Source organism: Rhodococcus sp. JVH1, from assembly GCF_000280725.2.
Classification (GTDB): Bacteria; Actinomycetota; Actinomycetes; order Mycobacteriales; family Mycobacteriaceae; genus Rhodococcus_F; species Rhodococcus_F jostii_A.
The window spans coordinates 3,351,986-3,365,931 of the sequence record NZ_CP166289.1; the positions used below are offsets into that span (position 1 = coordinate 3,351,986).

5 protein-coding genes are annotated in these 13,946 nt (G+C 70.9%); 3 read left to right on the top strand and 2 right to left on the bottom strand.

Annotated elements, in window-relative coordinates:
* Positions 1-228 precede the first annotated feature (228 nt).
* From JVH1_RS15315 to JVH1_RS15325, 3 genes are all read left to right on the top strand, one after another.
* Positions 229-10,812 (top strand): type I polyketide synthase, encoded by a 10,584-nt coding sequence (locus JVH1_RS15315; RefSeq protein WP_009477283.1) that lies wholly within the window; start codon positions 229-231, stop codon positions 10,810-10,812.
* Positions 10,813-10,905: 93 nt separating this feature from the next.
* Complete coding sequence (locus tag JVH1_RS15320; RefSeq protein WP_005248623.1) at positions 10,906-11,316, top strand: DUF732 domain-containing protein; 411 nt, start codon at positions 10,906-10,908, stop codon at positions 11,314-11,316.
* A 159-nt stretch (positions 11,317-11,475) separates the two neighbouring features.
* Positions 11,476-12,441, top strand: coding sequence for a pirin family protein (locus JVH1_RS15325; RefSeq protein ID WP_009477282.1), 966 nt, complete (start codon positions 11,476-11,478; stop codon positions 12,439-12,441).
* An 86-nt stretch (positions 12,442-12,527) separates the two neighbouring features.
* Here the strand turns inward: JVH1_RS15325 and JVH1_RS15330 are convergent, their stop codons facing one another.
* Together JVH1_RS15330 and JVH1_RS15335 are read right to left on the bottom strand one after the other, a co-directional pair.
* Complete coding sequence (locus JVH1_RS15330) at positions 12,528-12,878, bottom strand: hypothetical protein (protein ID WP_009477281.1); 351 nt, start codon at positions 12,876-12,878, stop codon at positions 12,528-12,530.
* 1 nt (position 12,879) lies between these two features.
* Positions 12,880-13,911, bottom strand: a complete 1,032-nt coding sequence (locus tag JVH1_RS15335; protein ID WP_009477280.1) for a hypothetical protein — start codon at positions 13,909-13,911, stop codon at positions 12,880-12,882.
* Between the last annotated feature and the right edge of the window lie 35 nt (positions 13,912-13,946).

Sequence of the window (13,946 nt, forward strand, 5' to 3'; positions counted from 1 at the left end):
ACGGATCCTGCTCGGAGTCGCCACATTACCTCCATCCGCGGTCGCCGGGCATCCGAACAACCGGAAGTGGTGTGGACCGGAGCAGCGGCGGGTATCCCATGTGACCTGCCCGAATTGACCAGGCAGATCGATCGAAGGTGATGCTCGGACCGCTGCCTCCGCATGGTGGTGGCGGATACAATCGAGGTTTCCGCGCAACTAATGGCGGATCTCGGATAGGACCCCGATATGGCCGATCAGGCGAAGCTCCTCGACTATCTGAAGCGAGTCACCGCGGAGCTCTACCAAGCGCGGGAAAAGCTGCGCGAGGTCGAGGGTGTGAGCCGCGAACCGATCGCCGTCATCGGGATGGGCTGCCGGTTCCCCGGCGGGGTGCGATCGCCGCAGGACCTGTGGCGCCTGGTGGAGTCCGGCACCGACACCGTCGCGGGGTTCCCCGAGGACCGGGGCTGGGGCCTGGCGGACCTCTACGATCCGACGGCCGAGCAGGCCGGCAAGACATACACGGTGCAGGGCAGCTTCCTCGACGACCCGGCGGGGTTCGACCCCGAGGTCTTCGGCATCTCGCCGCGCGAGGCGCTGGCGATGGACCCGCAGCAGCGACTCCTGCTGGAGACGAGCTGGGAGACGTTCGAGCACGCCGGCATCGATCCGCGGTCGGTGCACGGCCGCCAGGTGGGCGTGTTCACCGGGCTGTCCGGCATCGACTACGCGGCGCGGGCGGGCGGCATGCCGCCCGAAGACCTCGAGGGGTACTTCATCACCGGCAACGCCATGAGCGTCGCGTCCGGCCGTGTGGCCTACAGCTTCGGCCTGAACGGTCCCGCGATCACGGTGGACACCGCGTGTTCGTCGTCGCTGGTCTCGATCCACCTCGCCATGCAGGCGCTGCGCAGCGGCGAGTGCGAGCTGGCGCTGGCGGGCGGGGCGACCGTCATGGCGACCCCCGCGGTGTTCGTGGAGTTCAGCCGCCAACGCGGGCTGGCCCGGGACGGCCGGTGCAAGGCATTCTCCGCCGCCGCGGACGGCACGGCGTGGGGCGAGGGCGCGGGGATGGTCGCGTTGGAACGCCTGTCCGACGCAGAGCGCAAGGGTCGCCGGATACTGGCCGTCATCCGCGGCAGCGCCGTGAACCAGGACGGCGCCAGCAACGGTCTGACCGCCCCTAACCGGCAGGCTCAGGAGCGGGTGATCGCGCAGGCGCTGGCCAATGCGGGACTCGGCCCGGGCGACGTCGACGTGGTCGAGGCGCACGGCACCGGCACGAAACTGGGCGATCCGATCGAGGCGTCCGCTCTGCTGGCCGGTTACGGCCGCGACCGCCCCGCCGACCGGCCGCTGTGGCTCGGCTCGGTGAAGTCGAACCTCGGGCACACCCAGGCGGCCGCCGGCGTCGCCGGGGTCATCAAGATGATCATGGCGATGCGGCACGGCGTCCTGCCCCAGACTCTGCACGTCGACCGGCCGACCCCGCACGTCGACTGGTCCGCCGGTTCGGTGTCGTTGCTCACCGAGAACCGGGAGTGGCCGGCATCCGATCGGCCCCGGCGGGCGGCGGTCTCGTCGTTCGGCATCAGCGGCACCAACGCCCACGTCGTCCTGGAGGAGTCCCCACCGGTCGAGCCGCCGGCGTCTGAATCAGACTCTCCCCCGAACGAAGTCGTGGCCTGGTTCGTGTCGGCCCACACCGAGCCGGCGCTGCGCGCCCAGGCCGAGCGGTTGCGCGACTACGTCACCGAGCACCCAGGCCTGACGCCCGCCGCCGTGGCAGGCGCACTGCTGGGGTCGCGTGCCACGTTCGACCACCGCGCCGCCGTGATCGGCGCGCGGCCTCAGGGCCTGCTGAACGGCCTCGACGCACTCAGCCGAGGCGCGCCCAGCGCCGACGTCGTCACCGGCGTGGCGTTGGAAGCGGGCGACCGGCCGGTGTTCGTCTTCCCCGGCCAGGGTTCGCAGTGGGTGGGCATGGCCACCGAACTCCTGGACACGTCGCCGGTGTTCGCCGACACCGTGCGGGAGTGCGCCGACGCGCTGGCCCCGTACACCAACTTCTCGCTGCTGGACGTGCTGCGCGACCGCGATCCCGCGGCGCTGGACCGGGTCGACGTGGTGCAACCGGCGCTGTTCGCGATGATGGTCGGTCTCGCGGAACTGTGGCGTTCCCACGGCGTCGAACCGGCGGCCGTCGTCGGACATTCGCAGGGCGAGATCGCGGCCGCCTATGTCGCGGGCGCGCTGAGCCTTTCGGACGCAGCGCTCGTCGTGGCCGCGCGCAGCAGGGTGATCGGCGCGTCGGCCCGGCGGGGCGGCGGGATGGCCTCGGTGGCACTGCCGGCGGACACCGTGCGGGAGAAGATTCAGCCCTGGGCCGGCGCCGTCGAGGTCGCGGCAATGAACGGGCCGTCCGCGACGGTGATCTCGGGCCCCGTCGACGCCCTCGACGCCCTGATCGGGCAGTTGCAGGGCGACGGCGTCCAGGCCAGGCGGATTGCCGTGGAATACGCGTCGCACTGCGCGGACGTCTCCGTCCTGCGGGAACCCATTCTCGACGTCCTCGCGTCGATCACTCCCCGCCGGTCGCGAATTCCGTTCTACTCGTCGGTGACCGGTGGTGTGCTGGACGGCACCGCACTCGACGCGGACTACTGGTACCGCAATCTGCGACGGACGGTCCGCTTCGAGCAGGCGACGAGATCGCTGGCCGCGGACGGGTACCGACTGTTCGTCGAGTCGTGCAGCCACCCCGTCCTGACCGTGCCGTTGCAGGAAACCCTCGACGCTGCGGGCGTCGCAGGCCGAGCCGTCGGCACCATCCGGCGCGACCGTGCGGGCCTGCGCCAGTTCACCGCCGCACTCGCCGAGGCGCAGGTGTACGGACTACACGTCGAGTGGGACCGGGTGAGCTGGGCTCGGCACGACGATCGGCAGCAGTGGGTGGACCTCCCCACGTACGCCTTCCAGCACCGCCGCTACTGGCTGGAAAGCCCGGTGCCGCAGGGCGACTTCGCGTCGACGGGCATGGAAACCGGTGGGCATCCGATGCTCGCCGCGTCGGTGGAGCTCGGTGACGGCCGGGGCGCGGTGTTCACGGGTCTGCTGTCGCCACAACGCCTTCCGTGGCTGAGCGACCACGGCGTCAGCGGCACGGTCATTCTGCCGGGCACAGCTTTCGTGGAACTCGCCCTGCACGCGGGGAACCGCGTGGGGTGCGGCCGGCTCGAAGAACTCGCCATCGAAGCACCCCTGGTGATTCCCGCCGAGGGTGAGGCGGCACTGCAGGTGAGCGTGCTGGCCGACGGCGAATCGGGCCGATCCACGGTGTCGGTGCACTCCCGGCCTGCCGATGCCGCGCAGGACACCCCGTGGACCCGGCACGCCACCGGCACGCTCACGGCGGCCGTGGACACCGCAGACTCCCCCGAACAGCAATGGCCGCCCGCCGATTCGACGCCGATCGACGTCCGAGGTCTGTACGACGTACTCGACGAGGCCGGCTACGAGTACGGCCCGGCCTTCCGTGGTCTCCGCGCGGCGTGGCGGCGCGGCGACGACCTGTACGGCGAGGTGCGGCTGAGCGGAGAGGACCCGGCTGCGGCGGTCGCGGGATACGGAATCCATCCGGCGGTGCTCGACGCGGCGCTGCACGTGATTGCGCTCGGGGCCGCCGACACCGGTGTCCGGCTGCCGTTCGCCTGGGACAAGGTGCAGCTGCACGCCGTGGGCGCCACCGCCCTGCGCGTGCACGTCACCACTATCGGACCCGAGCGCTACCGGGTCTCCGCGTACGACGCGGCAGGCGGACCGGTGCTGACCGCCGATTCGCTGGCACTGCGGCCGCTCGGGGCAGCGGGCGTGCCCGCCGCCGGGGTCCGAGACAGCCTCTACCGCGTGGAATGGATGCCGGTGGGTGCGTCCAGCACGGCTCCAGCAGAGCTGATGCCGCTCGAGGAGGCGTTTGCCGGCGGTGATCCGGAAGGTCGCGTGCTGTGGCTCGACCGCGAACCGGGCGACGAACCGGACACGCCGGCTCGCGCGCACGCCGCCGCGGAGGCGACGTTGCGGGCGGTCCAGTCCTGGCTCCGCGAGGATCGCCTGGCCGAGACCCGGTTACTGGTCACGACGAGGCTCGCGGTGGCGGTCCGCGACGACGATCCGGTCGACGACGTGTCTGCCGCCCCCGCGTGGGGACTGATCGGCGCGGTGCAGAACGAGCACCCGGACCGCATCACGCTGGTGGACCTGGACGTACACCCCGGTGACCCTTCGCTGATCGCCATGGCCCTGGCCTGCAACGAGCCTCAGCTGGCCATCCGGGACGGTGTACTGCTGGCGCCCATGCTCGCCGCGGTGACGCCCGCCGCATCGGCACCCGAACCGGGACCGGCACGCTTCGGCCCGGACGGCACGGTCCTGATCACCGGCGGCACGGGAACCATCGGCAGACTGATCGCCCGCCACCTCGTCGCGCGGCACGGGGTGCGCCGTCTGTTGCTGACCGGCCGGCACGCACTCGATGCCGAGAGTGCGGCCGAACTGCGTGCCGAGTTCGCCGAGTCGGAGGCGGAGGTCAGCGCTGTCGCCTGCGACGTGGCCGACCGCGCCGCGGTCGCCGCTCTCCTCGCCGGCATTCCCGACCTGTCCGGCGTGATCCACGCCGCCGGGGTGCTCGAGGACGCTACCGCCGCCACCCTGACCGAGGACCAGTTGCACGCCGTCCTTCGTCCCAAGGTGGACGGTGCCTGGCATCTGCACGAACTCACCCGGGACCGCGACGTGTCGGCGTTCGTGCTGTTCTCCTCGGCGGCGGGGGTGCTCGGCGGCGCAGGCCAGGCGAACTATGCGGCGGCGAACGTCTTCCTCGACGCACTCGCGCAGCACCGCCGTGCCCGCGGGCTGCCCGCGACGTCGATGGCCTGGGGACTGTGGGACCGGCCCAGCGGCATGACGTCCCATCTGAATGCGGCCGACCTCGATCGGTTGCAGCGCAGCGGCATCGACACCATCAGCCCGGAGTCGGGTCTGGCCCTGTTCGACGCTGCTCTCGCCGTGAACCGTCCGTTGATCGTGCCGATACGGCTCTCGACGAGGGCCTCTCGATCCGAGGGCGAGTCGCTGCCGCCGATCCTGCGCCGGGTGCTCGGCGTCCGTCGTCGCCGTGCCGCGGCGGCCGATTCCCCGACCGGCCTGGCCGAGGAGTTGCGGGCGCTGGACCCCGGGGAGCGGCACAGTCGAGTGCTCGACATCGTCACCACCCACGTGGCGGCTGTGCTGGGTCACGAAGGCAAGGAGGCGATCGACCCGGAACGTGCCTTCAAACAACTCGGTTTCGACTCGCTGACCGCCGTGCAACTGCGCAATCAGCTGGCGACCGCCACCGGCGTGCGACTGGCCGCGACGGTGGTGTTCGACCACCCCACCGCGGACGCGCTGACCCAGGAGCTGGTGGCGCGCCTGCTCGGGGACGATGCGGCTCCGCAGCCGGCCGGGCCGACACGTGCCCGCAGGGACGACGACCCGATCGTGATCGTGGGAATGGCCTGCCGTTACCCGGGCAAGGTGTACTGCCCGGAGGACCTGTGGCGGCTCGTCCACGACGGCCGCAACGCCGTGGGCGCGTACCCCCACAACCGGGGCTGGAATCTCGACGAGGTGTACGACCCCGACCCGAACCGGGCCGGCACCACGTACATGAAGGAGGGCGGGTTCCTCTACGACGCAGACGAATTCGATGCCGCCTTCTTCGGGATCAGCCCGCGCGAGGCGATCGCGATGGACCCGCAGCACCGGCTGCTCCTCGAGAGCGCCTGGGAAGCCTTGGAACAGGCCGGAATCCGGCCGACCGCGCCCGGCCTCACCGACACCGGCGTGTACGTCGGGCTGATGGGCGGCGACTACGGCTTCCACCTGATGACTCAGCGCAACGTCGACGCCGAGGGCTATCTGATGACCGGGACGAGCAACAGTGTGGCGTCCGGCCGCATCTCCTACTCCCTCGGCTTCACCGGTCCCGCGGTCACCGTGGACACGGCCTGCTCGTCGTCGCTGGTGGCCATGCATCTGGCGGCGCGGGCTCTCCGCGACGGGGAATGCGCGCTGGCGCTGGCCGGCGGGGCGACGGTGATGGCCACACCCGGTGTGCTGATCGAGTTCAGCCGCCAGCGAGGCCTCGCCTCGGACGGACGCTGCAAGCCGTTCTCCGACCGGGCCGACGGCACCGGGCTCAGCGAGGGCGCGGGAATGGTGGTGCTGGAGCGGCTCAGCGACGCCCGGCGCAACGGCCACCGGGTGCTCGCGATCATCCGCGGATCGGCGGTCAACCAGGACGGGGCCTCCAACGGACTGACCGCCCCGAACGGGCCGTCCCAGGAACGGGTCATCCGCCAGGCGCTGGCCGACGCCTCGCTCGGCCCCACAGACATCGACGCCGTGGAGGCGCACGGCACCGGCACCACGCTCGGCGACCCGATCGAGGCGCAGGCACTGCTGGCGGCGTACGGGCAGGGCCGGGACGGCCGGCCGCTGTGGCTCGGTTCCGTCAAGTCGAACATCGGCCACTCCCAGGCAGCGGCGGGCGTCGCAGGCGTGATCAAGATGGTGATGGCGATGCGGCACGGGATCCTGCCCCCGAGCCTGCACGGCGACGTCCCCACCCGGCACGTCGACTGGACCGCGGGCGAGGTCTCACTGCTCGCCGAATCGGTTGCCTGGCCGGAGACCGGACGGCCCCGGCGGGCGGCCGTCTCGTCGTTCGGTATCAGCGGCACCAACTCGCACATGATCCTCGAACAACCGCCGGAGGACGCGGCGCCGGAGGTCTCTCCGTCGACGTCGCCGCTGGTCTGGGTGATCTCCGGAAAGACCGGGGACGCGCTGCGGGCGCAGGCCACCCGGCTGGCGGAGTTCCTCGACACGAACGAGTCCGAACTCCCGGATCCGGCCGACCTCGCCTACTCGCTGGCCACCACCCGATCCGGTTTCACCCACCGCGCCGCGGTGATCGGAGAAACATTCGCCGACCTGCGCGACGGCCTCGCCCGCATCGTCACGGGGCGCCCCGGCGGCAACGTCGTCACCGGGACGAGCGCCCGAGGCAAGACGGCCTTCATGTTCACCGGCCAGGGTGCGCAGCGCATCGGGATGGGCCGCGGCCTCTACGAGGCCTACCCGGTGTTCGCACGGGCACTGGACGAGGTCTGCTCCGCACTCGACGAACACGTGGAAACCCCGGTACGGCAGGTCATCTGGGACGAGTCCGACGGTGGCGGCGCGACGCTCGACAGCACCGAGTACACCCAGCCGGCACTGTTCGCCGTCGAGGTCGCGCTCTATCGGCTGCTGCGGGACTGGGGCATCACCCCCGACTACCTGATCGGCCATTCGATCGGCGAGATCACCGCGGCCCACGTCGCGGGGGTGTTCAGCCTGCCCGATGCCGCCGCCCTGGTGGGTGACCGTGGACGGTTGATGCAGTCGACCAAACCGGGGCTGATGATCGCCGTACGGGCACGCGAGGAGGACATCCTGCCGCGGATCGACGGCCGCGTCGATCTCGCGGCCGTCAACGGCGCCGAATCCGTCGTCCTCGCCGGCAGCGAACGCGACGTGCACGCCGTCGCGTCCGAACTGTCCGCCGCCGGACTGAAGACCACGAGCCTGCGGGTCGAGCGGGCCTTCCATTCGACCCTGATGGACCCCATCCTCGACCAGTTCGCCGCCGTGGTGGCGAGGCTGACGGCGCAGCCGCCGAAGATTCCGGTCGTCTCCAATGTCACCGGACGCGTCGCCACCGCCGACGAACTCATGTCCCCGGAGTACTGGACCCGGCACATCCGGCACGCGGTGCGTTTCCACGACGGCGTCTGCGCCCTCGACGAACTCGGCGTCACCCGCCTCGTCGAAGTCGGCCCGGGCGCGGCGCTGGCGGCACTGGCCGCCGAGGTCGTCCCGAACACGATCGCCACGCTGCCCGGGCGCGGAGACGAAACACACGGGATCATCGAGGCGGTCGCCGCCGCCTACGTGCAGGGCGCAACGATCGACTGGGATCGGGTACTGCCCGGTCGCCGCCGCGTGGCCTTGCCCACCTATGCATTCCAGCGCCGTTCCTACTGGCCGACGGCGGCCACCCGCCACACCGGCGATCCGACCGAGCTGGGTCTGACCCCGGCCGACCATCCGCTGCTCGGTGCCGCGGTGACCCTCGACGACGACGCGACCCTGTTCACCGGACAGCTGTCGCTGCACCGGGATCCATGGCTCGTGCCACCGACGATCGACGACGGCGACCAGCCGGCGACCGGCGCAGCGAAGACGCTGCTGCCGGCGGTGCCGGTCGAACTCGCCCTGCACGCGGCCCACCACGTCGGTCTCGACCACATCGACGAACTGACGCTGGACCATCCGCTCGTCCTCCCGCCGTCGGGACTGGCCTCGATTCGAGTACTGGTGTCGCCGCCCGGCACCGACGGCGCTCGCACCGTCACGATCTCGTCGAAGTCGGGTGACCTCGACGGCCCGGACAGCTGGGTTCGGAACGCTTCGGCGACGATCGACGACGTCGTCGGCCCCGTCGCCGCTGTGCCGCAGCAGGACCCGGGCGACACCGAGACCGAGGTGCGTCTCGACGACGGCACCGACACGACTGGATTCGGCATTCATCCGGAACTGCTGCAGGCGGCGATCGAGCCCCTCCTCGGGTGGGACGGCTGGCCGGTGACCTGGTCGGGGATCCGTCTGCACACCGTCGGCGCGGAGGCGATGACCGCCCGGTTCACCCCCGGCCCGGACGGGCGGTACCGCGTTGCCGCCGTCGACCCCGCGGGTGAGCCGGTGCTGACCGTCGATGCGCTGCGGGTGGCGCAGAGGGCGGTCGACGGGCAGGACGCAGGCCGGTCGCCGTCCCTGCGACTGCACCGGGCGGCCTGGATCCCGGTGGAGGTGGCCTCGTCCGAACGGCCCCTCGGACCGGCGGTCGTCCTCGACGCCGAGGGGTTCGGCGACCCGGGGGTCGGTTCGACGTTCCCGGGTTACCCCGACCTCGAGACGTTGCGGACCGCGATGCAGTCCCGGCCGGACGACGACGATCTGCGTCCGTGGACGGTGCTGGTCGGCTGTGCAACCGAGGGCGACCACGGTCCGGACGCGGCCCACGACCTGTGCGCTCGGGTACTGCGGCTGCTCCAGGAGTGGCTCGACGACGAGGCCGTCGCCGACAGCCCGCTCGTGATCGTGACGCGCAACGCCATGGTCACCGACGACGGGCAGGACCACGACGCCCGTCCCGACCTCGCGGCCGCGGCCGTGTGGGGTCTCGTCGGTTCCGCACAGAACGAGAACCCGGACCGGTTCGTGCTGATCGACCTCGACGACGAATCCGACGCCGAGACCGCGGTCACGTCGGCGCTGGCGAGCGGGGAACCGCAATTGGCGGTCCGGAACGGCACCTTGCGCGCACCGCGGTTGCGGCGCATGCCCGCCGTCGACGAACCGACACCGTTCGATCCGGACGGCACCGTCCTCGTCACCGGCGGCACCGGCACGGTGGGATCTCTCGTAGCCCGGCACCTCGTGACCGAGCACGGAGCACGGCACGTGCTGCTGACCAGCCGGCGCGGACCCGACGCCGAGGGCAGCGACCGGCTGCGCAGCGAACTGAGCGGTCTGGGCGCCGAGGTGAGCATCGTTGCCTGCGATACGTCGGACGCGTCGGCGGTCGCCGCGCTGCTGGCCGGGATACCGCCCGAACACCCACTCACGGCGGTGATCCACGCGGCCGGCGTGATCGACGACGGCACCCTCGCGTCACTCACCCCCGAGCGGCTCGACGCGGTCCTACGCCCGAAGGTCGACGCGGCCTGGAACCTGCACCGGCTGACCGCGAACAGCGACGTGCGGGCGTTCGTCATGTTCTCGTCGCTCGCCGGCATCCTCGGGGCCCCCGGGCAGGCGAACTACGCGGCCGCGAACATGTTCCTCGACGCCCTCGCCCATCACCGCCACGCCCTCGAGCTGCCCGGGCTCTCGATCGCGTGGGGCATGTGGGCGACACCGAGCGCCATGACCGACAACCTCGGCGCGATCGACCTCGCCCGCGCCCGCCTCAGCGGAATGATTCCCATGCCCGCGGCCGACGGCCTGGCCCTCTTCGACAGCGCGCTGGCCGCCGGTGCACCCACGGTCGCGGCCGCACGGTTCGACCACTCCGGTTCGGCCGCACCGTACGTTCCCGCCCCGCTGCGCGGCCTGATCCGGGAATCGCGCCCGCACGCCGCGGGGTCGGACGCGGTCGTGACCGGAGCGAGCGGGTCCGGGCCGTCGGATTGGGCGCAGCGCCTCGCCGACCGGTCGATCCCCGAACAGCGGCACCTGATGCTCGATCTGGTGCGCGGCGGGGCGGCCACGGTGCTCGGCTACGACGCGTCGGACTCGGTTGACCCCGACCAGGCGTTCAAGGAACTCGGCTTCGATTCGCTGGCGGCCGTTGCGCTCCGCAATCATCTCGGCGCCGCCACGGGTCTGCGGTTGCCGCCGACCATGGTGTTCGACCACCCGAGTCCGCGTGCCGTCGCCGAGTTCCTGCGCTCCGAACTCGTCCCGGACCCGATGTCCGTCGCTCTGGCCGACGTCGATCGGCTTCGTGCGACCATCGCCGAACTCGGCGAGGACAGCGAGGCGCGGTCCGCCATCGCGCAGCGTCTCGGAAGCCTGTTGGCCGAGGTCGGCACGTCCGACGATGCGCATGCGGCCGCGGTCGACAAGATTCACGCCGCGACGAGTGAGGAGATCCTCGATCTCATCGATCGCGGACTCTGACCCGAAACAGTGCGGGTGATCGCCGCCGGGAACACCGGCCCCGCAGGCGATACGATCGTCGCCGTCACAGGCCTCGAAAGGAATCCACGCCCCATGCGCCGCACCCTTGCTCTGACCGCCCTCACCGTCTGCTCCGCGGCAATCCTCACCGCCTGCGGTGGCGACAGCGACACCGCCGCCTCCGAGACGACGTCCGCCTCGGCTTCCGTGGCGGCGAGGACGACCGCCGCCACCGCCCCTGGCAGCCGCGTGTTCTCGGTCGCCGACGACCCGCAGACGGCCGCGGACTACCTGGCCTACCTGCGCGCGAACAACCAGACCGTCACCGACGACGACCTGGCGGTCCATCAGGCCGGTGAGATCTGCACCGCCCTCGACGCGGGCAAGCCCCTCGATCAGGTGCGTGAGGAGTGGACGCCGATGCTCACCAACGACGGCGTCTACCCGTACATCATCGGTGCGATCACGCGGTACTGCCCCGATCACGAGAACGTCCTCAACTAGTAGTAGGCGCTTCGCGCCCGTGCGCAGTTAACGAGTCTCTGCACTCGTCAACCGCGCACGGGCGGCGGAGCCGCTGCCTGGGGAATACCTGGACGCAGCCGGTGTTACACACCATGAAGTAGTTGAACAATCAATTACCTGAGTACGAGGAGACACCCCATGCCTGCCGTGACGGTCGACAACATCCTTGCCCTGCCGCGTATCGACGCACCCGTTCCCGGCGCCGTCGACCGCCCGGTCCGCTCGCTCACCACCGCACCCGTCGGATACGAGGGCGAAGGCTTCCCGGTGCGCCGCGCGTTCGCGGGCATCGACCTGCCCGCCCTCGACCCGTTCATCCACATGGACCAGATGGGTGAGGTCGACTACGCACCCGGTGAACCCAAGGGCACACCGTGGCATCCGCACCGCGGCTTCGAGACCGTCACCTACATGATCGACGGCATCATGGAGCACCAGGATTCCAACGGCGGCGGCGGGACCATCGGCGGCGGCGACACCCAGTGGATGACCGCGGGTGGCGGCATCCTGCACATCGAGACCCCGCCCGAGCACCTGGTGATGAGCGGTGGCCTGTTCCACGGCGTCCAGTTGTGGGTGAACCTGCCGCGCGACAACAAGATGGCCGCACCCCGATACCAGGACATCACCGGCCAGAAGGTGGCCCTGCTGTCCTCGCCGGACGGCGGCGCGCTCGTTCGCGTGATCGCCGGTGACGTGGACGGACACCACGGTCCCGGTTCCACGTACACGCCGATCAGTCTCGTCCACGCGACGATCGCACCGGGCGCGAGCCTGACGCTGCCGTGGAACCCCGAGTTCAACGCGCTCGCCTACGTCCTCGCGGGTGAGGGGCTCGTCGGTTCGGAGCGTCGTCCGATCCAGATGGGGCAGACGGCTGTCTACGGACGCGGTGACACGCTGACGATCGCCGCGGCCGACACGCAGGATTCGCGGACCAAGGCGTTCGAGGTGTTCCTCCTCGGCGGCAAGCCGATCCGCGAGCCGGTCGCGATGGCCGGACCGTTCGTCATGAACACCAAGGCCGAGGTGCTGCAGGCGTTCGAGGACTTCCAGGCCGGCCGCCTGGGTTCCGTTCCCGCGGCGCACGAAACGCTCGACTGACCCCACGTGAGTGGCAAAGCGTGCCCGGGCACACAATGCCACTCACGTGCGGAAGACAGTGCGCGACAGACGGTCCGGCGTCCCACTCAGGGGCGCCGGATCTTCGCGTCGATGCGGTGGATACGCAGGTCGTCCTGCGGGATCCGGAACGTCTCGACCACCCGGACCGTCACGAGGGTGCGGCCGAACAGTCCGGCGTCGAGGAGGTAGTCGACGGTGACGTCGTCGCCGTCGACCGTCCACACACAGTCGCGGATCGCCCGGATCACGCGGTACTGAGGGCCGCCGGACAGGCTTCGGCGCAGGTGATTTCCGGAGAACGCCGTCTTCAGCCCCACCTCGTAGCGCACGGCGCGCGGCTCGATCGGCACCGAGTTGCCGTCGTGGCTGAGCAACGCGTCCAGGTAGGCCCGGGCGACATCGACCTGTGTGTTCATGTCAGTAGTCGAACATTTCGGCCGCGGCGAGCACCAGCGTTTCCGCGTCGTCGCAGCTAGGCGCGGACGCCGCCACGGACGCCGTCAGCCGATTGGTGCGTTTGTCCCGTTCGCTCACCGGACTCGACGGCAGGTTCGTGTCGAACACCGCACCCGGGTAGAAGTAGTAGTGGCATTCGCGTGTGTCCCGGAAGTACGTGAACGTCTTGCCGTCGAGTTCGACCGCTTCGGGGCCGCCGGTCTGCGACGGTTCGGGCGACAGGGCCAGTTGCACGGACGCCGCGTCGCCGCCGCGGAGAGTGAGGAGACACTCGTAGGGACGGCTGCCCGGGGTGAACGTCTCGACGCCCCGTCCGGACATCTTCTCGACCACCCGGCACGGATCCTGCTGCGCGAGAGGGATTTCCGAGCGCAACAGCACCGGGGTGCGCAGCCTGCCGGCGATCGATCCGAGCACGGTACGGGCCTCCGCGCAGTCGTCGCCGGCGGCGGAGTCACCCGTTCCGCCCGCCCCATCGAGGTACGAGACGTGCCCCCATCGCCCCGGAGCGGTGGCGTCGTCCGCCGGCACTCCCGCAACCGGGGGCAGCGAGAAGTAGAGGGTGCACGTGCCCGGGAGTGCTCCGACCGCGGGACGCACCTCGATTCCCGCCGTCGCCTCGCCCGCACCGGTTTCTTCAGTGGGTTCGCGCTCGCCCACCGTCACCTCGACCCAGACGGGGTTGGCGGGCGTGCCGCGGGGAGGCACCAACTCGGCGTGGCACGTCGAGAGATCGCCGACGGGACCGAACGCGGTGACTTGCCCGAGCGAGGCGACCAGATTTTCGTCGAGCAGTGAGCACGGGGCGATGTCGCGGGCCGCGGCGGCGGCGGCCAACTCGACGCGGCTGTGGTCGCTGACCGGCAGGCCGTAGATCGGCTCGCCGACCCCCGCCACGCTCGGCGCCCCCTCGACTACCCCGGCACACGACGCGAGCAGTACCGCAAAAAGTGCGGCCACCAGCGGTGATACCACCGTCGTGCTGCGGCCCACCGCTGTCTCCTCACTCGGACTTCGAACCCCGGCAC